This is a genomic window from Octadecabacter arcticus 238 (assembly GCF_000155735.2).
GTDB lineage: Bacteria > Pseudomonadota > Alphaproteobacteria > Rhodobacterales > Rhodobacteraceae > Octadecabacter > Octadecabacter arcticus.
The window spans coordinates 1,500,796-1,522,679 of sequence record NC_020908.1; the positions used below are offsets into that span (position 1 = coordinate 1,500,796).

The 21,884-nt window shown below is 54.1% G+C and carries 19 protein-coding genes, 2 pseudogenes and 1 riboswitch; of the genes and pseudogenes, 6 read left to right on the top strand and 15 right to left on the bottom strand.

Annotation, left to right across the window (positions count from 1 at the left end; all coding sequences use genetic code 11):
• The first annotated feature begins 18 nt into the window (after positions 1-18).
• Together OA238_RS07850 and OA238_RS07855 are read left to right on the top strand one after the other, a co-directional pair.
• On the top strand, positions 19-1,302 hold the full coding sequence (locus OA238_RS07850; protein ID WP_015494779.1) for an IS256-like element ISOan3 family transposase: 1,284 nt from the start codon (positions 19-21) through the stop codon (positions 1,300-1,302).
• A gap of 150 nt (positions 1,303-1,452) precedes the next feature.
• Positions 1,453-1,902 carry a site-specific integrase gene (locus OA238_RS07855; protein ID WP_338042836.1) on the top strand — a complete coding sequence of 150 codons (450 nt, stop codon included), beginning with the start codon at positions 1,453-1,455 and terminating at the stop codon, positions 1,900-1,902.
• Between the two features lie 94 nt (positions 1,903-1,996).
• On the opposite strand, the gene OA238_RS07860 is transcribed toward OA238_RS07855, so the two are convergent.
• From OA238_RS07860 to OA238_RS34450, 3 genes are all read right to left on the bottom strand, one after another.
• Entirely contained in the window at positions 1,997-2,521 is a 525-nt protein-coding gene (locus OA238_RS07860; RefSeq protein WP_144055862.1) for a hypothetical protein, read from the bottom strand.
• Positions 2,522-2,792: 271 nt separating this feature from the next.
• The gene (locus OA238_RS32630) at positions 2,793-2,969 is read right to left on the bottom strand and encodes a hypothetical protein (RefSeq protein ID WP_187293164.1); all 177 of its coding nucleotides are present in this window, start codon (positions 2,967-2,969) and stop codon (positions 2,793-2,795) included.
• Between the two features lie 77 nt (positions 2,970-3,046).
• A complete protein-coding gene (locus tag OA238_RS34450; protein WP_275450495.1) occupies positions 3,047-3,178 on the bottom strand; it encodes a hypothetical protein in 132 nt (43 codons plus the stop codon).
• Positions 3,179-3,349: 171 nt separating this feature from the next.
• Between OA238_RS34450 and OA238_RS07870 the strand changes: the two genes are divergently transcribed.
• A complete protein-coding gene (locus OA238_RS07870; RefSeq protein ID WP_015494780.1) occupies positions 3,350-3,757 on the top strand; it encodes a helix-turn-helix domain-containing protein in 408 nt (135 codons plus the stop codon).
• Positions 3,758-4,014: 257 nt separating this feature from the next.
• A riboswitch (cobalamin riboswitch) is annotated at positions 4,015-4,192 on the top strand.
• A gap of 51 nt (positions 4,193-4,243) precedes the next feature.
• Positions 4,244-4,924, top strand: coding sequence for a 5,6-dimethylbenzimidazole synthase (bluB, locus tag OA238_RS07875; protein WP_015494781.1), 681 nt, complete (start codon positions 4,244-4,246; stop codon positions 4,922-4,924).
• Between the two features lie 2,000 nt (positions 4,925-6,924).
• Here the strand turns inward: bluB and OA238_RS07895 are convergent.
• On the bottom strand, positions 6,925-8,103 hold the full coding sequence (locus OA238_RS07895; RefSeq protein ID WP_015494782.1) for an AAA family ATPase: 1,179 nt from the start codon (positions 8,101-8,103) through the stop codon (positions 6,925-6,927).
• Positions 8,104-8,179: 76 nt separating this feature from the next.
• On the opposite strand from OA238_RS07895, the gene OA238_RS07905 reads away from it, so the two are divergent.
• Positions 8,180-9,672 (top strand): IS3 family transposase gene (locus OA238_RS07905; RefSeq protein WP_085982737.1). Its coding sequence is split into 2 segments (ribosomal slippage): positions 8,180-8,630 and positions 8,630-9,672, totalling 1,494 coding nucleotides; the frame shifts between segments, so codons are not numbered across the junction.
• Positions 9,673-9,736: 64 nt separating this feature from the next.
• Here the strand turns inward: OA238_RS07905 and OA238_RS33610 are convergent.
• From OA238_RS33610 to OA238_RS07925, 4 genes and pseudogenes are all read right to left on the bottom strand, one after another.
• Positions 9,737-10,342 (bottom strand): transposase, encoded by a 606-nt coding sequence (locus tag OA238_RS33610; RefSeq protein WP_245581463.1) that lies wholly within the window; start codon positions 10,340-10,342, stop codon positions 9,737-9,739.
• Positions 10,343-10,475: 133 nt separating this feature from the next.
• A pseudogene (locus tag OA238_RS33615) lies at positions 10,476-10,907 on the bottom strand (IS110 family transposase); the annotation flags it as partial.
• A 297-nt stretch (positions 10,908-11,204) separates the two neighbouring features.
• A protein-coding gene (locus OA238_RS07915) for an IS3 family transposase (protein WP_245581464.1) occupies positions 11,205-12,757 on the bottom strand; the annotation gives its coding sequence in 2 pieces (ribosomal slippage) (positions 11,205-12,289 and positions 12,289-12,757; 1,554 coding nt in all).
• A 1-nt stretch (position 12,758) separates the two neighbouring features.
• Positions 12,759-13,055, bottom strand: coding sequence for a transposase (locus OA238_RS07925; protein ID WP_044036493.1), 297 nt, complete (start codon positions 13,053-13,055; stop codon positions 12,759-12,761).
• Between the two features lie 404 nt (positions 13,056-13,459).
• Here OA238_RS07925 and OA238_RS07930 point away from each other — a divergent pair.
• Positions 13,460-14,527, top strand: a pseudogene (locus OA238_RS07930) (IS630 family transposase).
• Between the two features lie 128 nt (positions 14,528-14,655).
• Here the strand turns inward: OA238_RS07930 and OA238_RS07935 are convergent.
• The 7 genes from OA238_RS07935 to OA238_RS07965 form a co-directional block, all read right to left on the bottom strand.
• The gene (locus OA238_RS07935; protein WP_015494787.1) at positions 14,656-15,360 is read right to left on the bottom strand and encodes a ThuA domain-containing protein; all 705 of its coding nucleotides are present in this window, start codon (positions 15,358-15,360) and stop codon (positions 14,656-14,658) included.
• Positions 15,357-16,226, bottom strand: a complete 870-nt coding sequence (locus OA238_RS07940; RefSeq protein ID WP_015494788.1) for an NAD(P)-dependent oxidoreductase — start codon at positions 16,224-16,226, stop codon at positions 15,357-15,359. Before OA238_RS07940 ends, OA238_RS07935 begins: the two co-directional genes overlap by 4 nt.
• Complete coding sequence (locus OA238_RS07945) at positions 16,226-17,731, bottom strand: sugar ABC transporter ATP-binding protein (protein ID WP_015494789.1); 1,506 nt, start codon at positions 17,729-17,731, stop codon at positions 16,226-16,228. The genes OA238_RS07940 and OA238_RS07945 overlap by 1 nt, the downstream gene beginning before the upstream one ends.
• Entirely contained in the window at positions 17,728-18,729 is a 1,002-nt protein-coding gene (locus tag OA238_RS07950; RefSeq protein WP_044038100.1) for an ABC transporter permease, read from the bottom strand. The genes OA238_RS07945 and OA238_RS07950 overlap by 4 nt, the downstream gene beginning before the upstream one ends.
• A gap of 10 nt (positions 18,730-18,739) precedes the next feature.
• Positions 18,740-19,639 (bottom strand): ABC transporter permease, encoded by a 900-nt coding sequence (locus OA238_RS07955; protein WP_144056022.1) that lies wholly within the window; start codon positions 19,637-19,639, stop codon positions 18,740-18,742.
• An 88-nt stretch (positions 19,640-19,727) separates the two neighbouring features.
• Positions 19,728-20,525 carry an SDR family oxidoreductase gene (locus tag OA238_RS07960; protein WP_015494792.1) on the bottom strand — a complete coding sequence of 266 codons (798 nt, stop codon included), beginning with the start codon at positions 20,523-20,525 and terminating at the stop codon, positions 19,728-19,730.
• 63 nt (positions 20,526-20,588) lie between these two features.
• Entirely contained in the window at positions 20,589-21,557 is a 969-nt protein-coding gene (locus OA238_RS07965) for a sugar ABC transporter substrate-binding protein (protein ID WP_015494793.1), read from the bottom strand.
• Positions 21,558-21,884: the final 327 nt, after the last annotated feature.

Genomic DNA, 21,884 nt, shown 5'->3' on the forward strand with positions numbered 1-21,884 from the left:
GCAAAAGGAAGCAACACCATGAAGAAGACTATCACAGCAAGCGCTGGACTTGCCAGCGCGTCGAATGTTCATCAACTCGTGGAAACAGCCTGGGACAAAGTTGGCGAGAGCTTCGAGCAGTTCTGCCTGACGGCGGGCGTCGCCAGTCTGGTTCAGATGTTTGGTGAGGACGCAGATACGCTGGCGGGTGGCCGATACGAGCATTGCACTGACAAGCCTGGCCACAGATGGGGCACCGCGAAAGGTCAGGTTGGGTTCCATGGTGGGAAGATTGAGCTGGAGCGCGCCCGTGTGCGCGATAAAGTGACCGGTAAAGAGATTGTCCTGCCGAGCTGGGAAGAGGCCTCCTCGGGTGGCTTCCTTGAACAATGGGCAATGAGCCTAATGTTGATGAATGTTTCCACCCGTAAGTATGACCGAGCTGTACGGCTGCCCGAAGCGAAGGTGCCTAATAAGGCAGGGAGCGGGCTGTCCAGGTCAGCAGTTTCGCGTCGCTTCAAAGCACTCACCCAAGCGCGCCTGGATGAGTGGATGTCATCTGATCTATCGGAGCTTGACCTTGTAGCGATCCAGATCGACGGGCTGCATTTGGACGATCATTTGTTGGTGCTTGCGGCCGTGGGTGTGGAGGTTTCAGGCGAAAAGCACCCTCTGGGCGTCATTGAAGGGGCGACCGAGAACGCCGCGACGGTTCAGGCGCTTTTGGACAATCTGATAGAGCGTGGGCTCGATCCAGCGGGCTGCTATTTGTTCATCGTAGATGGGGCTAAGGCACTGACCAAGGCAATTCGGCGCACATTTGGTGCCGATATTCCCATCCAAAGATGCCAGATACACAAGGCCCGCAACATAACTGACAGGCTTCCTCCAAAGCTGCACGCCTCCGTACGCCGCGCGCTGAAGCAAGCATGGGAGCTTGATGATGCCGACAAAGCCGAGCGGTTGATGCGGAATCTTGCCCAGCGACTAGAGCTTGAGGCTCCGGACGTTTCAAAGTCGATCCTTGAGGGCCTAGACGAAATTCTAACTGTTGTTAGGTTGGGGCTACCTGTGGAATTGAGACGCTCATTGGCCAGCACCAACATCATTGAATCTATGAACAGCGTGATCCGACAGGTCTGTCGAAACGTCAAACGCTGGCGCGATGCAAAAATGGCGCTGCGCTGGACAGGGGCTGGTATGCTGGAAGCCGCGAAAGGCTTCCGCCGCCTAAAGGCCTACAAGCAACTCCCCATTCTCAAGCAAGCTTTGCTAGATCATCGCAATACCGTAATGCTTGACCAAATCAAGGACGTCGCCTAACCATCAATCAAGCAGCGCCACTCGCCCGATTTTCAACATCGTACGGGACATCCCCCAGGAACGCGGCCACCGTTCTCCGCGAAATGGATCACGGAAAAACTGTTGGCGCCAGATGCTCTTGCGAGATTGAACGATCAGGCAGAGGCAATTTTGAAGGTCATGGTGAACACAGGTGCGCGGCCATCTGAAGTTGCCGCTTTGACGTCTGAGTGCATTCGGTTGGATTGCGCTGTGCCACATATCTCTATTGAGGCCGTAGGGCGCCAGCTAAAGAGCCCCAACGCCAGGCGGGTCATACCTTTGACTGGCGTATCACTTGAGGCTCTAAGGGGCTTCCCAGACGGGTTCCCGCGCTACCGTGGATCATCGGCAGGTTTGTCTGCTGTCGTGAACAAGTTTTTGCGCGGTAATGGTCTGTGCGAAACGCCGGATCATACGCTTTACAGCTTGCGGCATGGGTTTGAGGATCGATTGCTTGCGGCTGGTGTCGATGAACGAATTCGGCGTGATCTGCTAGGCCATGCTTTGAAGCGTGAACGATATGGCTCAGGGGCTACGTTGGAGCACATGCATGAGCTTGTTTCGAAGGTAGCGCTCTAATAATGTGATGCGACAAAAGCTGACCCTCAGACCTTCAAACTTCATCGTCTGCCTTGCAGACAAAGTTGCCGCCCGAAAGGCCAACATCCTACTTCTAAGACAATTCGAAATTGTCCGCCGTTGCCCGAAGAAAAGCGAGCACATCCAGTTCTGCTTTCCAATTTTTTCCAAAGAATTCACCAAATAACCACATTTCATGATGCATCGGCTCCATTTCTCCCGAAAAAAATCTTGAAACCGTGCCATCTTTAAGGAAGGTCGCGACGAGTTTCTCTGCATGAATAATCTTGTTGCATGCCTCTCGAAGAGACATGTCCTCCTCCCCCTCAGCACCCACATCTTTGGTCAATTTTCCGCAAACTGCACTAGGATAATCGACCCCATGCAGTCCTTTCCTTCGCTCCATGTGGGTTCGGTTGCAGATTGCCAAGTTTATGAGGGTATGGTTGACCTCGTCTTCAATATACTGATGACGCAACCTAAATAGTGGCTCTTCTGACCGTTGCGAACCTCCCCAAACCTGTTGATCCTCTGGGGTCATGTCAAAAATTGCCTTGTCTGACATGAAGATGCAAAACATCCGATAAGCGTCTCTGAATACAATTTCGCTGTTTAGCATGCATACTCCCAGTATTGAATTGAATGCTGCTCGAATGGGCATCTTCAGCATTCAAAATAATACAAATATTTCCATTTCGTTTTGTTGACACGATAGGTGCTTGTGGCGAACAAACAAGAACGATCATCTAGAGCCCCAGACCCGACTTTCGCTGCGCCTTGTGTCGATGGCCGTTTTGTAGAGAGGCCTATACAATCAAGTTAATCTTCTCTTATCAGAGCAGTCTATCCTTCAGCGCGTAAGGGTGATTGTCGCGAAAATAAAAGCCGCTTCAACCGTTCGCTATTGCCTTGGCGCGATCAAAGAGACTGCTGGCTTTTTCATGGTCTGCGATCTCACGTTCTAGCCGATCGAATAGCGGTAGGTAGAAGTGATCAATAATCACCAGTTGCGCAGCCTTGCGGTGCGCTTCCTTTATCTCTGCGAGGGTGATGTGAACGTTGGGCATTTCTGGGACCGGATATTGGGTGCGTTGATTTCTTTATACCAACCGATCTGAGGCTTGCGCGATTTAGGCAAAAACACTTACCAGACGCGATCAAGGATCACCAATTGATCCAGCTTGACTGCTATCTCCTGAACCGTCTTGTCCCCACGCAGCGCCTCAAGCGCCACAGCGGATTTAAAAGTATCTGAAAAGTTCTGACGCTTTGTCATTCTCGTATCCATTCGTTCAGGTTGGTTACATCTTAGCACGCTGTCCAATTTTGCCGGACCACTTCATATTGCAACGGTCGGGGAAATACCCACCAAAACCCAAGCTCAACCCATTGTGATCTTGTTATAAAAACTGATGAGAACAACGTCATCATCAGGAGAAATAAGATCATGGCACGTAAACCTGGACCACATGCAACCTCAGACCTCGCGATCTATCTCGACCGCCGAATTCTGGAGTTACGCCACAAAAAGACCCAGCGAGATATTGCAATCGCAGCAGGCTTCACCAACCCCAATATGCTGTCGATGCTCAAGAACGGTGATACCAAGCTGGCAGTGGACCGGGTTGCGACACTCGCCGCTGCATTAGAGGTCGATCCCAAATACCTGCTCAGACTGGCATTGGCGCAGGATGGAAACGAAACGATGTTTCGTATTTACGATGAGGTGATTGGCACTGTCGTTTCGCACAATGAGGTCGGATGGCTGGAGGTGCTGCGCGAAGCGTCTGGCAACAGCGATCCGGCGGTAACGACGCGTGCGCGCTCGACCATTCTATCGATATTTGGAAAGTAGGAGCCGACAATGCAACGACAGTCAAAGCCAACCATGCACAAGTTAAGCGATAATGAACTCGCCTGGATCGAGTTTCTGCGCCTGCTCAGCCATGATCGAGTGCCATCTCCGACTCTCGCAGCTGTCCAGGCATTGCGACTTACATTGAAAGGGCGAGAGGTGAGGATCTGTAGTCGTGATTGCGACTAAATCCGATTTACCCTTAACGGGTTTTACTGTTCAGAACGAACTCAGCCTTGTTCTCGAACCTGTATCATGTGTCACTGTGCCAGTCTGGTGCCTGCTTATGTGGGAGAATCGGGAAGTTGGTGAAAGTCCAGCACGTGCCCAACGCTGTAAAGGTGATGATCTGTGCGAATGCCACTGGAGTAATCCGGGAAGGCGCTGTGATCAGAAGAACCTAAGTCAGAAGACCGGCCAGACAGCACAGCCTATTCCACGAGGACGGTGGGGTGGGCGTTTACACGTATTGTTGGGGACCAAACAATGCCAAACACGTCAGCGCTGGCTCAGGCCGCACCCTTTTCTGAATCCGAACGCGATGCCGTTTATAAAGCCATCTACACCCGCCGTGATGTGCGCGATCAATTCCTGCCCGAACCACTTCCGAACGAGGTATTACTTAGACTGCTTGATGCGGCGCACCATGCGCCATCGGTTGGCTTCGTGCAGCCATGGAATTTCATCGTCATCCGCAGTTCGGCAGACCGTGAACGGATTTGGAAGGCCTTTAGCGGCGCGAACGAAGAAGCCGCCGCTATGTTTAGCGGTGAACGGCAGTCCACATATCAGTCGCTGAAGTTGGAAGGCATTCGCAAGGCACCAGTGAACATCTGTGTGACCTGTGATCGAACGCGCGGCGGTGATGTCGTGCTGGGCCGAACCCACAACAAAAGCATGGATTTATACAGCACGGTCTGCGCCATCCAGAACCTTTGGCTTGCCGCCCGAGCTGAAGGCGTCGGTATGGGTTGGGTAAGTATTTTCCATGATGCTGACTTAAAGCGTATTCTCGCGATCCCCGACCGGATCGAGATCGTTGGCTACCTATGTCTTGGCTATGTTGATCAGCTTTATGAACGTCCCGAGCTGGAGGTCAAAGGATGGAACCAGCGCGCACTGCTTGACGATCTGATCTTTGATGGAAAATGGCAGGGCGACCCATAAGGCTGCTTTTGGCTCGGTTGTTCTGATAATAGTCGTTGCTTTATCGTGCGATACCACAAGGCCACAGCGATGCTTTTAGATGAAGCATCAGCCACTCCTGCATCGATTGCGCATCGCGTAGAGCGCAAGTTTTGTCGCCACCCCCGACGCCTGCGCTGCGCCGTCGAGTGACGTTATGCGAATGAGCGGCTTTGCGCGCCGGCTCAAGTTCATCTGACCCGTTGGTTGGTCATGCTGGTGGGGCAGGCGATCAAGGGCAAGCCTTGACCCATCGTCAGCGCTTGACCCCACTCAATGTTCGCTTATTGTTCCTATGATGGGCAGACGATACGCAACATCCGCTGATCTAGACACGCGCTTGTTTCATGACGAAACCACGCATGTCACTGTGACGTGCTGTTCATGTGGGCGTGTGGTTAACGTGACGCTGGGTGAAGTGCCTTCTGATATTGATCGGCATGAGTTCGAACGGCGGTCGGTCTGTCAGGGTTGCGGTGCGAAGTGGCCGCAGATTGTGCGGTATCCAGCGCCAAAAAGTCGGTGGTGAGTAATCTCAGACGGACAGGATCTTGTTGGATTTCATATCGAACAGCCGCCTCTGTGGATCGTAGTCCCTGAGGTCTGCTGACCGGATGTCGCTCGGCCTCTCGAACAATGACAGCCACGCCTTATGCGCCTTTATCGTTTCCACAATGGCACCACGACTAACGCAGGGTTCGGACCGCTGGCCCGCGGACCTATGCAGTGTCAGGGCGAAGCGGTCAGGCTCGAGCATGTATACCGCCCCTGCTTCGCCAGTCCTATGATTAGCTTAAAGTTTCTGGAGTTTAGTGATTGGCCGCAGCAGAAGGCTCAAACGGCGCCGTTGAACCCACCGAAGTTGTTGCGGTTTGTTGCAATTTGTTGACAGAACACCCGAATGTCATCACTTGACCTCACGAAAGGGAAACAAACTTTGTTGACAAAGGGAAACAAACTCACAACTAGTGCTGACGAACGGCAAACAATATACCAACCCTCTGTCAATAAAATCAACCACTTAGGCAACAAGTTGTTGCATGACATCCGGAAAACTTTTTTATCGTCCAAATCTGTCAACAACTTAGGTTCCGGATGAACCAATTAGAGCACCAAAACACTCCCAAAAGTATGGATAAACCACACCCAAAAATAGAACCGTCTCTCTTCTATTATTATAATATACCTTTAAGAAAGAAAGTAAGTAAGAGAAGAGAAGCGGATCGAAAACACACCAGCCATACATCCGGACTCAAGCACAGTCTCAGGCAGATAAAACACTCGAGAGCGAACAAACCCATCCGGCTCAAACCCCGCTCTCACAGTGCGTTCAGCACACCAAAGCAACACCGACAGCGCGAACAAGTATGGATGTGCTCTGGTGTAGCTAATATGAAGCCTCAGCTGCACAAGCACAGTGCAGATGACATTCAAAGAACAACATCACCGACGGAAAATTAGATAAACCAATCCCGTAAGCAATAAGGCTGCAAGCAGATCAATCACCAAAACCACAAATGCTGCCATTAAGACCAATTCGACTAATCACGAATGATTTATACAGACAAACGCCAGATCATCTTCGGTCACCAAAAGGTCAGGCATATTCGTAAGGTGTGAAAGAGACCTTGCGTTCATGGGCTGAAGACTGCTGCAGGTGGAGGTGTATCGCCTGCATGTAAAGAAGCCATACGTTGTCTGTGGAAGTTGTCGAAAGTTGGAATTCGATCGCTTGTCTCCTCCTTCACATCCAACAGAACCCACATACCTCCGGCCAGTTCATTATTTGTGCATCGGTCTATGGAAGCCATAACAATCTGTTGAAACCTTTGCATATAAGCCATTCGTTGCGAGCTCGAGGTGAGACTGGGCCATCGGCCAGAACCGGCTGCGATGCTGCCCACCCGAAAGCCCCGGAGAATGAGGCATTGTGAACACGTGAGAAAGAGTTGCTCGGTTCAGTTCTACTTCGCGTTAGCCCCTCATTTCTTCGGCCTCATCTGCGGCCGATTGGTCTCGGCTTGCTTTTTGGCCGTTTTGAAGTCTGTGATCAGCGCTTCGAGATCGGCGAGATGGGTAGTGAATTCCGTTGGCGTGGGCAGCGGCACCGTATCTGCGGCGGGATTGTCGTGGCTATGCGTATTTGCGCGCGTCATGCCCTCGTGGAACTGGATGGCAAGGTCATCGGGCAAGGTGACATAGCGCAGCAGTTGGGTTTGGATGACGTCGGTGCCGCGCCGAACTATATCGGAAAAGATCGTCTCTTCGACCATGCGCTCGTAGGTTTCGCGTAGCCGGCCGTAGAGGCCTTTGATTTCATATTCATAGTCCGAAGGGCTGTTTGAATAGAGCTTGGGAAGCGGCGCAAACTTGGATTTGATCTGACCGATGCGCTTAGCCACGTTGAGGCCCTTCCACACCATGCCCGCGGCGTCGATTTTGCCGGCTGCGTCCTGATCGCTGAAAAGCGAGATTGTTACCGGTTCGATCGCGACTGAATCAGCGGCTTTGCAGAGCTCGTTGAAGAACACGATGTCGTGTGTGAAGACGATGACCTGACGCATCATTGCTTCTCGCGCGATCCGCTTGGCGACGAGAATACTGCGATCACGATCGAGCGACGAGACCGGATCGTCGATGACAATTGGCCCCGATCCATCGGTGAGCGCGACCTCTGTCAGAAACCCGGTGAGTGCGAGTGCCCTCTGCTCACCTTCGCTCAGGATTTGCGATGTGACCTTGGTCAGGGCCGTCTGGGTGTCAGTCTCGTATTCGGCCTTGGTTTGATCACTCTTGCGTGTCAGCCCTACCTTCAGGTGCTCGATGCCGAACTCTTTGCGCTCAGCGTCAAAGCGCGTTACGACCGCCGAGGTCAGGTGGGTGTCGAGAAGCTCATTGGCGAGCTTGGTGATGCCGGTCGTCCTGACAAGGGTCAGTGCCTTTTTGTAGGCGGCCTCGACAACCATCAGGTTCCGCCGCGTCACTAGAGGTGCCTTGTTGGCATGCAAGTGCTGGCGATCCTCAAGTTCAGCTTTTTCGGTTTCGAGCTGCTTGCGATTGCCGGCCTCGCTTGCCTCGGCGAGTGCCTTCTGATCATCGCCTAACTTCCCATCAAGAGCGCTGACCACTGCTGAGTGTGACACAAGCTTAGGCACTTCCACGCTGGCCCCTCCGTGCCAATAAGCGTGAGACAATTGACTGGCTAAAGTTTACACTTGAGGGCGTAGGAGAAGAACCATGGTTATGCCTTCACAATCACCACTTTCGCCAGATGCTGGATCTGGAGCCGTTTTGGCCCCGACGTCGCCTCCCCGCGTTGTTAATGCGCCGTTGGCTCCCACAGCGGAACTGACGAGCATCCCGAAGCGACGCAACTTCACAGCCAAATACAAACTGCGCATTCTGGATGAGACGGACCAAGTGGCAGACACTGGCGGGGTTTCCGCCATTCTACGGCGGGAGGGGCTTTATTCCTCTGCACTGACCGATTGGCGCCGTGCGCGGGCGGCCGGCACATTGGGTGCATTGCAGCCAATGCGCCGTGGCCCACAAAAGGCACCTGCCAATCCATTGCAAGCTGAGCTGGCCAAGGCCAACCGTGAGGTGACAGCCTTGCGGCGCCGTCTGGATCAGGCGGAAGCCATCATTGCCATCCAAAAAAAAGTGGCGGGACTTCTGGACGAGATGGAGCAGACGCAAGAGCGCAGCGGCAAATCATGATGGCCGTCGCGATTGCATTGCCCACCGGCAGCGGCTTGACCTCGGCTGTCTGCGCCGCGCTATCATTATCGCGCGCGAGCGTTCTTCGACAGCGTGCGGCGCTGACGGCACCACCACGCACACGCCCACCGCGCGCAGCGTCTTCGCGGGCTCTGCCGGGAAGGGAAAGAGACCAGGTATTGCACCACCTGCGCGAACCCCGCTTTGCGGATCAGACGCCCACAGAGGTCTTTGCCACCTTGCTGGATGAAGGCACCTATCTGTGTTCAATCCGCACGATGTATCGGATATTGGCCGCGCAGGGCGAAGTTGGCGAACGCCGCCGACAGCGCACACATCCCGTCTATCAAAAGCCTAAACTTCTAGCTGAAGCCCCCAATCAGGTCTGGTCTTGGGACATCACCAAGCTGAGGGGCCCGGTGAAATGGTCCTACTTCTATCTCTATGTCATCCTCGACATCTTCAGCCGCCGCGTTGTTGGCTGGCGCGTCGATCACGCGGAGAGCGCCAGCCAGTTCAAAGAGCTGTTCATCGACGCGATGGAAAAACACGAGGTTCCACGCGATCAGCTGACATTGCATGCAGATCGCGGTGGGCCCATGAAGGCAAAGACGACAGCCCTGATGCTGGTTGATCTTGGTGTGCTCAAGTTCCACAGTCGGCCCCACACCTCAAACGACAACCCGTTCTCCGAAGCCCACTTCAAAACACTGAAATATCAGCCAGAGTTCCCCAAGAACTTTGAAACCATCGAGCAGGCTCGCGCATTCTGCCGCAGGTTCTTTGCATGGTATAACCAAGACCATCATCACGCCGGGATTGGTCTGATGACGCCCGACCAAATCCATTTTGGGCAGGCCCAAGAAATCTACACCGCGCGACAAGCAACACTAGACGCGGCATTCCTCGCCACGCCCGAACGCTTCGTACACAAACCACCAAAACCGCCTCAAATCCCGACCGCCGTCTGGATCAACCCACCAAAACCAACCGAAGCAACCCAAGCCTAAAGTCCAAAAGCCACTGTCTCAAAGTCGTTGACACGTTCCGCCCTGCCCTTGCAGCCAAACGTCGTTAGAATGCTCCTAAAGCGGTATCACTACGGCCGATTGTGACGGCTGCCAGCCGCAGTAAGGCGGCGGCACGGCTGGACGACCGTCTTGTGCGCGACGACAATATCTTGCCACCTGATATCTTGTTGCTGGGCGCCAAGCAGAGCCACGATGTGAAGTGCTTAGCACTCAGCCATGCGCACAGATCGGTTCCGCATTCTCCAACCAGCTTGAGGGACAGGGACGGTCCAAGCCCGTGGATTTGTGTCAGGTCGAGCCCAAGAACACCAAAGAGTGCAGCGCGGACATCGAACGACGGCGTGCCAACTTGCTTTGTCTTGGTCCGAGCTTTGGGCAATTGGCCGGGGTCATGCTCCTGTTCGGCGGCCAGAACATCCAGCATGGCTTCAAGGTTGCGATCACATTCAAGCATCTTGGACTGATAGAAGTAGTAGAGGTCCAAAGACTGCGTAAGGGCGAAGATATGCTCGGGCCGATCATTGCCGTTTAAGGCCGCTTTTATGGTCTCGACCGAGGCATGGCAGCGAACATCGCGATAGGATGCCAAAATATCCAGATCGCGTTCGCCGCCGACAAGGGCACGGATAATCCGGATGCCCCCTCTCATTGAAACTGCGTTTCAACTGCTGGGAAGTGGTCACACCAGTGATGTCCGATACGACATGATGCAGTTGCAAGTTCATCTCCATCAGCGCTTTTTGCATGTGCTGTATGTGGGCTGCTGCGTATTCCACCAGGCGTCCGCGCTGGCGTAGGTATGCCCTCAGCGTCGCAATTTGGGCCGTTGGCCTAAAGCTACCGCGTAGCAAACCGTAGGAATGAAGCTGTCGTAACCAACTGGCATCACTCACGTCCGTCTTCCGGCCCGGCACGTTCTTGGCGTAACGAGCATTCACCAGAATAATCTCGAAGCCGTGCTGCTCCAGTATCTCGTAGGCTGGAATCCAATAGACGCCCGTGGATACCATCGCAACACTTGTGACACCGTGAGATTTGAACCAAGCGGCTAAATCATGCAGATCGTGGGTGAACGTCCCAAACGCCCGAACCGGCATATCTGTCACGTCGGGGTTCACAGCTGCCATGTGTTCTCGTGAACCAATATCAACGGCGGCGGCTCCTGTGTTCACAGTCTCAAGAGCCGGGGCCTTTCGGGTCTTTTGCTTTGCCATCTTAAATTCTCCTGTTGGCGACAGAAGGATGTGAGTTATGCAAATCCGTCATCTTCCTAATCGGGATCACCGTAAAAGGTGTCACCACCCTCAAGTTCGCATGAACCCATGGGCCACGTTTTTTAACGGGGTTCCACCCTAACGCAGATCACCAATAAGCGAACGGCCGCGACCCTTCATCTCGCAACTATAGCACAGGCTGTTTCTACCGCGCACAGGCGGGGTCCAACCCGGAACGGTTTTTTAAGATGGTGCGTTCCTGGGTCCGGTGTTTGTCAAAGGTGTTGTCCGCCGATTTCATGCGGCGTCTCTGATTTCAGAGGCGCTGATTTCGTTTTCTGGGTTCAGCCAGACGGGTCCTGCTGGTTGCCAGTTTCGGGTTTTTCCTGACCAGCGTTGCGGGTTTTGCGCGCGAGCAGTGGCATAGAGATTGGCACGATTTGTGAGCGTTGCACGATCATGACCTGCGTGGCGCGCATTCGGCGTGACGAAGCGGATGGCGCTGTGCAGGTGTTCACTATTGTACCAACCAGCGAAGGTTTGGACCCAGGTTTGAGCATCCGCCTTGGTGGCAAAGCCCTTGGTCGGCCAGTCCGGGCGGTATTTGCAGGTTCGGAACAACGCCTCTGAGAAAGGGTTGTCGTTGCTTACGCGAGGGCGACTGTAGGAGGCCGTGATCCCTAGTTTTTCCATCGTCACCTTCATCGTGGCGCCCTTCATAGGACTGCCGTTGTCAGCGTGCAGAACCAAGGGGCGCAACTGACAGCCCTCCGCTAGCACTGCTTGCCGGATCAGAATGGCAGCCAGATCCGCACTTTCACGCTCATGGACCTCCCAGCACACGATCTTCCGGCTGAAGATGTCCACGATCAGATACAGATAGAAGAACATGCCTGCGACAGGTCCCGGCATCCAGGTAATGTCCCAGGTCCAGACCTCACAGGGCGCACTGGCCTGATAGCTTGTGGGCTTCTTACGCTTGACTGGGGACTTGGCTCGACCCCGGTGATGCTGCAATCCATTGGCGCGCAAAATGCGGTAGAAACTCGATTCCGAGGCCAGATATCGACCCTGATCGGCTAGCTTTGGCACAATCTGACTTGGGGGAAGGCTAGAGAACTCCTTTGAATTACAGACATCTAGAACAGCCGCGCGTTCTGCCGTACTCAACGCGTTTGCTGGTTCCGCACGCGGCACGAGGGGGCGCTTATCAGGGCGAACCTCGCCGTCTTTTGTCCAGCGCCGCAGAGTGCGTTTGCTGATTTCCAACTCGGAACAGGCTTTGGCGCGCCGCGCTCCTGCGGTGACGGCCTCATTGATCAGAGCAACTGCGGTTTGGCGATCTGGGGTGCTGATCATGCGTCCTCTCCGTCCCCCCAGATCGCTGAGGCCTTTTTTCGCAGAACAAGCAGTGCTGCAGTTTCGGCCAGTGCGCGATCCTTGCGAGCAAGCTCGCGTTCCAAATCTTTCATCCGTTTCTTGTCTTCCTTGGTCGCACGCACAAGACGTGCTGCACTCGTGCGGTCCCAGTCGTTGGCCTGCTCGCAAGCAACTCGCCACATGGCAATCTGCGCCGGGTAAAGGCCGCGTTTGCGGCAGTATTCGGCTAGGTCAGCCTCGTTCAGAGCAGCAGTTTCCAACACCGCCGCAAACTTGTCACGTGAAGACCAGCCCTCAGGGCTCGCATCAGCGTCAGGCAAAAGCTGCCCCTTGTTGCGCGCCTCAGCACGCCAGGAGAAAAGCGTCGCTGCCGAAATGCCTTCCTCCCGCGAAAGCTGCCGAATGGCCACGTTGTTCGGCGGAAGCATCCGCTTCAGCACAGCTGCTTTTCGTTCCAGTGAATATCCCATGTCATTGTCCTAATCCGCCCACCTGAAAATTAGAGAAAAATAGAGCAGCGGACAACATCCCTGACACACTGGGGGTCACCCGCGCCAGTTCACCCTTTAACCACCTTATCTCAACAGCCTGATCCAAAACCTCGGCTCTTTCATGCGGTGACTTCGAAAACTGCGCCTTCCACGTGTACAGCGACTTGGTGCTGATCCCGAGCCGTTCAGCAACCTCGCTGACCGCGTATCCACGCTCGACAACCTGTGCCACATCGTCCCGCTTGAACTCATCCGTAAACCGAATTCCTTTGTTCATGTCCGCCTCTCCTTGGTTCCAAAATTACCAAGCAAAGGGTCTACAAATCTAGGGGCACCTCAGGCCAAGGGATCGGTTCCTATGCAAAGCGCCAAGTTCCAGAGCCGTCGAACGGATGATAACAGCGTTTCTGAAGATCGTCGTCCGTCTCGTTAAATGTGGGATTCTTCATAGGAAGCGGCCGAGGCAATACACCTGTCATTCGCGCATTTGCGCTAAGCGCCACGATGTAACCTGGCCTGCTTGACTGTATTCAGCTGGATGATCACGTAAATCAATCGAAGCCAGAGCGAGCCATAATTTCGTCTAGGCTATACTCCTGCGCCTGAATTGACCTGACGATTTTGGGCCTGCGATTCACTTCGTCGCATGGCCAAAGGCGGTTCAGTCTGTATTTTGAGTTTATGAGCAAGCAATACAAAACAGTCTCCTTATCCGACGAGCAGCGCATAGCACTTGAAGCGCTTTGCCGCCGCCGCAAAGTTGACGCCCCTGTTTGGAAACGGGCGCGCGCGTTTCTTCTTTTGGACGCAGGAGAAGACGCCGGAACGGTTTGCCGGATTTTGGATATTGGCCCGACAGTTTTGACGGAGTGGCGGTTTGCCTTTGCCGGTGCGGGACTATCGTTTTTCGGTCTGAAGGACTACAGCCAGCGTCAGGGTCATTTGTCCGTCGTGCAAGAGCAGGCGGTGAGAGCCCATTTCACCGCGCAGCCTGCCCGCAATGCCGATGAGGTCTGTGCCTATGTTCTAGCCGAGTGCGACCAAAACTACAGCACGTCGGGAGCCGCCAAGCTGATGCGCCGCCTGGGGTTCGCGTATAAGAAACCACAATTGCTGCCTGCACAGGCCGATGAAGCCAAGCAGGCTGCGTTTATTGCCAAATATGAGGCCCTGATGAACGGGTTGGCCGCAGATGAGATGGTTGTCTTTTCGGACGCTGTCCACCCCGAACACCAGAGCCGCCCCGCCCATGGTTGGTTCCCCAAGGGACAAAAGACGGCCCTGAAGGCGACATCAGGGCGCAAGCGGCTCAACATTCAGGGCGCGCTTGACCTTGAGACTTTCCAGTTCACCTTTGTGGAAGGCGAGAAGATCAATGCCCAGACAACCCGACAGATGCTGGAAAAGTTGGAACGCAACAACCAAACCAAGACGGCCATCCACGTCTTTGTCGACAATGCCCGCTATCATCATGCCAAGATACTACAGCCATGGCTGGACAGCCCAGAACGTCGGGTGAAGTTGCATTTCTTGCCAGCATATGCCCTGCACCTCAACCCGATCGAGCGTCTTTGGGGTGTTATGCACAAATGGGTCACCCACAATCGGCACTATGCAACGTTCAACCAATTCACAGAGGCCATTTTCGACTTCTTCCGCAAGACCCTGCCAGAAAAATAGCCAGAGTTCCGCGACACCGTCACCGACAACTTCCGCGTCATATCGCTCAAGGAATACAAAGTGATTTGAGGGGAAAACCTCAGGTCAATTCAGGCGCGGGAGTATACATATCAGCGTCTTAAATAAGTGTTTGATTTTATCAACGCGCGATAGGTCGACAAAAATGACGGCTACGATTGTTAAATGTGTCATCTATCTTACTGTCTTGCGGCCCAGATCAGTCCACGGCGCACGATTTCGGTGACTTGCCGTACCTTGAGATCATCCAGAGTATGCCCGATCGAGCAATAAAAGACACGCCCCTGATCCCAACGCCGCGTCCAGACGACAGGGATGGTCGCGCCTTCGATCCACCAGAGGTGATCGCCAGAAAAAGTTGTCGTGGCAAGGACATCGTTGTTTGGATCAACCAGCATGTAATATTGCTCAGATAGCAGGCGGAAACTGTCGATGCCGTTGACGATGGGATGATCCGGTGCGGTGATTGTGACGTCATAGTCGATGAAGTCATCTGACGGAACGGGGTTATCGGGCCAGCCGGGGGGATGGGCGACGAACTGCCCGCCGATCAGGAAATGATATGTCGGGCGGTCGCGAAATGCGTCCCCCATATGCCCGTGCCACCCGCCGATACCGCAGCCAGCCGCGACCAGCTTGAGAAGCCCGTCTTCTTCGGGTTTGGTCATATTGCCGAATTCGATCTTATGGCCAGATCGCGCGGACGACCAAATTGGTACGATCAGATCGACGTCTGATAGGGTGTCAGGATCAGCCAAAGGCGTGAGAGTGTTGTAAACATCGACTTCGAACCCCTCGACGCGCAGTAAATTTGCACACCAATCGGCGAATGCGGTTGGATCATGTCCTTCCCAGCCACCAGCGAATAAAGCTGCCTTTTTCATGTGTTTCCCTCTCTCATGAAATTCAGGATTGCGGCCATGTCGCGGTTTTGAAACCCTTGGGCCATAGCTTTGGTCAAAACTGACAATGTTGCCGCACCTTGTGGCATTGCCACGCCGTTCGCGCGCGCAAGGTCCGCGGCGAGGGCCATATCTTTTTGCGCAAGCGCCACGGTGAACGTGACATCGTTTGCGGCCTCATCAAGGTAGAGTGCGCGGCGGTATTTCAGCATCGGCGCACAGGCGGCAGAGGCTTCTATGACGTCAAACGCACGGTCCGGCGCAATACCGAGGGCCTGCGTCAATGTCATCGCTTCGGCGAGCGTTTGGTTGATCCCGTGGATCATGGCATTGACAGCCAGTTTCATTACCGCCCCCGCACCGGATGTGTCCAGTGTAATGACTTTTCGTCCCATGGCATTGAACACCGGCATCAGGGGCTGAACGGCATCCGACGTGCACCCCGCCATAATCAACAATTGGGCGTCAGCGGCAGCTTGCGTTGCACCGGACACAGGCGCGTCGACCACATTGGCGCCCAAGGGGGCATTGGCCACGAGGTCAGCAATGTGATCCGGGCTCATCGTGCCCATTTCGATGAAGTGCTTGGCATGCGCCCCAAAAAACAACCCGTCAGAACCAAGATGAACAGTTTCGGACGCAGCATCATCCGAGAGCATGGTGATGACAATGTCGCAGCGTTCGGCCAAATCGCGTGGCGTGTTTGCTGTCGCGCATCCGACCTGTTCGGCGAGAGTTTTGGCGACCGCTTGGGTGCGGTTCCAGAGCACCAGATCAAATCCGGCAGACGCCAGATTACGGGCCATATGCTGTCCCATCCGCCCCAGCCCTGCAAAGCCGACGCGCATTACGCCACCTTTTCGGGCACGATACCGGAAATGGCCTGCACCAGATTGTCCTCGGTCACCTCGGTTGCGCCGAATTCGCGCATGATCCTGCCGTGGAACATAGCGATGACACGGTCGGACACGCGCAAAACTTCGGGCATCTCGGAACTGATCACGATGATCGCATAGCCCTGCGCCGCCAAGGCGCGGATCAGATTGTGGATTTCCGATTTTGACCCCACATCAATGCCGCGCGTCGGTTCATCTACGATCAAGACGCGCGGCGCCATCGACAGCCATTTGCCGATGACGATCTTTTGCTGGTTGCCACCCGACAGGTTGCCGGCTTTCTGTTTCCAGCTTGGAGTCTTGATCTCCAGCTTTTCATTATAAATGTTGAAAATCGCGGCTTCTTTGGCGGACGACACAAACGGGCCGTTCGTCAGATGACCGACTTGCGGCAGGGTCATGTTGTCACGGCAATTCATCCCCAACACGAGGCCTTGTTCTTTGCGATCCTCTGGCACCAGCGAAATGCCATGGCCAATCGCGTCAATGGGTGAGGTGATTTTGACCGGCAGACCTGCAATTTCAATTTGCCCCGCTGTCGGCGTGCGCAAGCCAAACAGAGTTTCGGCAATTTCGGTCCGTCCCGCACCGACCAGTCCGTAAAACCCGACAACTTCGCCGCTGCGGACCTGAAAACTAACGTCTTGAAACAGCGATCCGCACGACAGTCCGTCAACCTTTAGGGCGACATCACCCATCTGGGCGGGGACAATCGCGTGGGTCAGATCAAGGCTTCGCCCTATCATCAGTTGTGTGACTTCGTCTTCGTTTGTGTCAGCCGTCACCAGCGATCCGCGATACGACCCGTCGCGCAACACGCTGATACGATCCGAAATCGTGAAAATCTCATCCATCCGGTGCGAGATATAGACCACGCCAACCCCGCGATCGCGCAAATCATTGATGATATCGAACAGCACGACCTTTTCAGCATCCGTCAGGGATGCAGTGGGTTCATCAAAAATCACCGCTTTCGCGTCGACGGTCAGCGCGCGGGCAATCTCAACCATTTGTTTGTTGGCAATCGACAAGCTGCCAACGCGGGTCTGCGGGGTGAAATTGCAGTTCAGACGTTTCAGGATTTCGCCGGATTTGGCAAACAGACTTGCCCAATCGACGCGCCCGAAACTCTTGCGGGGGAGTTCCCCCAGATAGATGTTTTCGGCAACTGACAATTCATCCGCAAGGCTGAGTTCTTGGTGGATGAACACGACCCCTTTGGATTTCGCATTGAGGGGGGATATCATTTTGGCGGGCTGTTCTTGAATGAAAATCTGTCCCTCGTCGGGCTGATAGATACCGCCGAGCACCTTCATTAATGTCGATTTACCAGCCCCGTTTTCACCCAGCAAGGCGTGGACTTCGCCGGGCAAAACCTCAAACGAGACACCGTCAAGGGCGCGTACACCGGGAAAGGTTTTGACGATATTTTCAAGTCGTAGGGCAGGGGTGCTCATACTTTTAACTCCTCTTTACCTTTGCGGTTCAGCTGTTGATCCAGAAACAGAACGGCGATCAGGATTAACCCGATCACAAGGTTCACCATGGCTGTGTCCGCCCCGATATGGCCCAGACCCTTGCGCAACAATTGGATCGCAATGACGCCACCGAAGGTGGAGATCACCGACCCGCTGCCGCCAACCAGTTTGGTGCCGCCGAGGACGACCGCCGTAATGACCCAGAGTTCATAGAGTGTGCCATCATTGGGGTTCACCGATCCGCTTGATGAATAGAACACGACCGAAGACAAGGCGGCCAAGAACCCGATCAACACAAAGTTCCACACCATATGCGGCCCGACGCGGATGCCCGCGTTCACGGCGGCCTCGCGATTGTCACCCACGGCATAGGCATTGCGGCCATGCACGGTGCGGGTCATCAAAAGCCAGATCAGGATTGTGCAAACCACAAAAATGATCGTCGGGGTCTGGATGCCCAGAATGTCGGCTTCGGCCATATCGACCAGCGTCCAATTCAGGTTCGAGGTCGGGTTTTCACCATTATACATAAACACCAACCCACGAAATCCGAGCATTGAGCCGAGTGTCACGATGAATGCATCGACACCCGTTTTCCACACGATCAGCCCGTTGATCAGCCCCAGCGTCATGCCTGTCATCAACGCCAGCAGCCACGCGATAGGGATCACCCAATCGCCGAGTCCGGCAAAGATTGACCATGTCATACTATCGAGCATCACAATCGCGCAGAGCGCAAACGTCGCCCCCACGGACAAGTCAATATTGCCATTGATCATCACGATGGTCATGCCCAACGCAATGATGCCGATGGGTGCCGATTGTTTGAACAACAACAGCATGTTGTCCCAATCCATGAACGCTTTGTCGGACAGCGACAGGAATTCACCCGCGATCGAGAAAAAGATCAATTCGAGAACAATGAAGCCCCAGATTGCGCCTTTGCCCATAAAACCTTTGAGGTTGTCTTTGCTCATGTCCATTTCCTCACGCGATCTGTGACCACAGACGGCCACGCTTTGCCGCAACGTCCAGCCAGACAGTGAGGGTGATGATCACCCATGTCACGACATATTGGACGTAAAATTGTAGGCCAACTAGCAGCAGCCCGTTTTGAATGAAGCCCAAGATCAGGACGCCAATAACCGTCTTGAAGATCGTTCCCGACCCGCCCAGCAAGGACGCACCACCCAGGATCACCGCAGCAAGAACATCAAGCTCAAGCCCTTGCCCGACGGTGTTCTGACTGCCCATGGATCGGCTGGCTTGAAGCAACCCCGCCATCGCAACGCAAAACGACGAAATGACGTAAGACAGGAATACGACCCGCGCCCTCGGGATGCCCGAGAACGTCGCGGCGACACCGTTGCCGCCAACGGCATAGACTTGTCGCCCGAACGCGGTGCGGGCCAATAGAACTGCTAGAAACGCTGCCAAAACACCAAACATGATCACCGGAACGGGGATGCCGAGGACATGGCCCTGCCCGAAAACTGCAAACCAAGTGCCTTCTTTATCGGCGATATCCATGTTTTTGCCACCCGAATAGGTCAGCGTCAGCCCGTGGATGGCCGATAGCATCCCCAGCGTCACTATCAGTGAGTTAAGCTTGAGGTATCCGACAAGGAACCCGATCAGCGCCCCCAACGCCATGGTCATGGCAAACATCACGGGGATCGCAAATGCAGGGCCGATTTTGTCATGCAAATCCAACACCACAATCGCGGAAAATGACATCATCGAGCCCACCGACAGATCCAGATTCCCGCTGATGACAACAAAGGTCACCCCAAGGGCGATGACGCCCAAAATGGCGGACGACCGCACCACGCCCATAACGTTATCAAGGCTAATGAACCGCTCATTTGCCAGCGTAAAGCCAATCATGAATACAACAAAGGCGATCAGAATTCCGTTGCGCGCAAGGAGGTTTGCAATGGCTTTGCCACGCCCGCCGCCGTCGTTCACTCCTGAATCAAACAAGCGTCATCCCTCCATCAATCATCACAATTTGTCCTGTCATGTAGTCGCTATCTCGCGACGCCAGAAACGTCGTAGTCCCGACGATATCATCAGGTTGCGCCACGCGCCCCTTAAGGATTTCGTTGGAAAATTCTTCCATCGCCTGACCGGGGCGCTGGGATGCGCCGATTTCCATCAGGTCGCGGTCCACGTCTTCCCACATTTCTGTCTGCACAACACCGGGCGCAAAACCAGTTACTGTAATTTGGTGCTTCGCCAGATCGCGCGCTGCCGATTGCGTCAGCGACACCACAGCGAATTTCGACGCGCAGTAAGGCGCGACGTTGTCATAGCCCTGCCTGCTGGCAATTGATGCTGTATTGATGATTTTGCCACCGGTGCCTTGCGCAATCATTTGTTGCGCGGCTTCCTGACAGCCAATCAACACACCAAGGCCGTTGATATCCATTATGAAATGCCAGTTTTCCTCAGTCACATCGAGGAAGTTCATCGGCTTGTTCACGCCCGCATTGTTGAATTTCACGTCCAACTTTCCGAAAGCGCCAACCGTTTTTTGGATCATCGCGCGGACTTGCTCGCGGTTGGTCACGTCCACCGTGCATCCAATTACCTTACCACCGTTCTGCGCGGCCAACTCTGTATTGGCGGCAACAACAGTGTCAATTTTTTCTGAATTTATATCAGAAAAACACACATCGGCCCCGTTGGTCAATAGGTCTTCTCCGATGGCGCGCCCAATTCCTTGTGCTGCACCTGTAACGATACATGATCGTCCGCTCAACCGCCCCATGGCGTCCCCCTTTTCAAGCAGTAAACGGGCGGACCAAATGGTCCGCCCGCCGTTGGGAGAGCCTTAGAATACTGGCTTGGTGAATTCGGACTGGTTGTCCTGCGTGATCTTGGGTGTGTCAAAGTAGTTCAGGAATGGAACATCTTCGCCGTTGATCACGTCAATAGCAGTCTGCAAAGCGGCTTCTGCGTCATCAACAGGGGACTGGTAGATAGAACCCCAGTATTCGCCGCGTTCCATGGCTTCGTAGCCAACTGCAAAGTTTGTAGCACCTACGAAGATGATACCTTCGCGACCGGCAGCGATAGCAGCATTCAATGCGCCAACGCCCATGTTGTCATCGCCGGAGTAAACGCCGTCGATGTCGTCATACTTTACCAAGAACGCTTCCATAACAGTCTGGGACTTTTCACGGTTCCAGTCACCTGGCTGCGTTTCCACGATTGTCACGTTCGGGCAGACTTCTGGCAAACGATCATCAAAGCCAGACTGACGTTCGATCGCTGTTGTGTAGCCGGGCTGACCAGAGATTTGTACAACCTGCGCTTCGTCTTGGATGCCCATTTCGGTGAACTTTTCGCACATGATCTCGGCAGAGCGCGATCCTTGCGTGACATTGTCCGGACCGGAGAACGACGAGACAAATTCAAAACCAGCTTCGGCGATGTTGGAGTTGGTGACGATCACCGGAATGCCTGCGTTAAAGGCTTCACGCACCGCTGGAATTACCGCTTCGCCATTGGTTGGCCAGATGATGATCGCGTCCACTTCTTGCTGGATCAGATCCTGCACTTGCGCGATTTGGCGCGCAACGTCACCGCCAGCATCAAGCACAACGGCATCGACGTTCTCGTTCGCTTCGGCAGCAGCAATAAACGAGTTTTCGTAAGTTGTCTGATAGCTGTCAACGCCGACATTGTTTTGAGTAATGCCGATTTTCATAGTGTGGCCGTCAGCCATTGCAGCGCCGCCGATTGCCAGTGCAGCAAGTGCGGTGGTACCCGCGATCATCGTTTTCAGTTTAACATTCATTTTGGTTTCCTCCCATTGAGCTCATTCGAATTTGATAGATTGCCCGCCGCCACTACAGCAGATCGCAGCCTCCAACCACATTCTCAAACATCATCAGCAAACGATCCTTGTGTGGCTTGTGCGAAAATATTCAATTTGAACTTTTTAATGTCCAAAATGAATATTTGGATCATACTCGAACCTGAAAACTTTAGGCACTTTGAACACGGAGACAGAGATGACTGATTCTGACCCTCGTAATATGAACACTTCACACAAAAATAGGCCGCAAACAGTGCTGATGCAGGATATCCAAAAAAATGTCGACGGACGGATGGGGGCTGGCTC

Bases quoted from the DNA above. Each gene is read 5' to 3' on its own strand.
- OA238_RS07870 (WP_015494780.1), top strand. From the start codon at position 3,350: ATGGCACGTAAACCTGGACCACATGCAACCTCAGACCTCGCGATCTAT.
- OA238_RS07950 (WP_044038100.1), bottom strand. From the start codon at position 18,729: ATGAGCAAAGACAACCTCAAAGGTTTTATGGGCAAAGGCGCAATCTGG.
- OA238_RS07925 (WP_044036493.1), bottom strand. From the start codon at position 13,055: ATGAACAAAGGAATTCGGTTTACGGATGAGTTCAAGCGGGACGATGTG.
- OA238_RS34450 (WP_275450495.1), bottom strand. From the start codon at position 3,178: ATGACAAAGCGTCAGAACTTTTCAGATACTTTTAAATCCGCTGTGGCG.
- OA238_RS07945 (WP_015494789.1), bottom strand. From the start codon at position 17,731: ATGAGCACCCCTGCCCTACGACTTGAAAATATCGTCAAAACCTTTCCC.
- OA238_RS33610 (WP_245581463.1), bottom strand. From the start codon at position 10,342: ATGAGAGGGGGCATCCGGATTATCCGTGCCCTTGTCGGCGGCGAACGC.
- OA238_RS07955 (WP_144056022.1), bottom strand. From the start codon at position 19,639: ATGATTGGCTTTACGCTGGCAAATGAGCGGTTCATTAGCCTTGATAAC.
- OA238_RS07860 (WP_144055862.1), bottom strand. From the start codon at position 2,521: ATGCTAAACAGCGAAATTGTATTCAGAGACGCTTATCGGATGTTTTGC.
- OA238_RS32630 (WP_187293164.1), bottom strand. From the start codon at position 2,969: ATGCCCAACGTTCACATCACCCTCGCAGAGATAAAGGAAGCGCACCGC.
- OA238_RS07960 (WP_015494792.1), bottom strand. From the start codon at position 20,525: ATGGGGCGGTTGAGCGGACGATCATGTATCGTTACAGGTGCAGCACAA.
- OA238_RS07965 (WP_015494793.1), bottom strand. From the start codon at position 21,557: ATGAATGTTAAACTGAAAACGATGATCGCGGGTACCACCGCACTTGCT.
- bluB (WP_015494781.1), top strand. From the start codon at position 4,244: ATGCCAAACACGTCAGCGCTGGCTCAGGCCGCACCCTTTTCTGAATCC.
- OA238_RS07935 (WP_015494787.1), bottom strand. From the start codon at position 15,360: ATGAAAAAGGCAGCTTTATTCGCTGGTGGCTGGGAAGGACATGATCCA.
- OA238_RS07850 (WP_015494779.1), top strand. From the start codon at position 19: ATGAAGAAGACTATCACAGCAAGCGCTGGACTTGCCAGCGCGTCGAAT.
- OA238_RS07940 (WP_015494788.1), bottom strand. From the start codon at position 16,226: ATGCGCGTCGGCTTTGCAGGGCTGGGGCGGATGGGACAGCATATGGCC.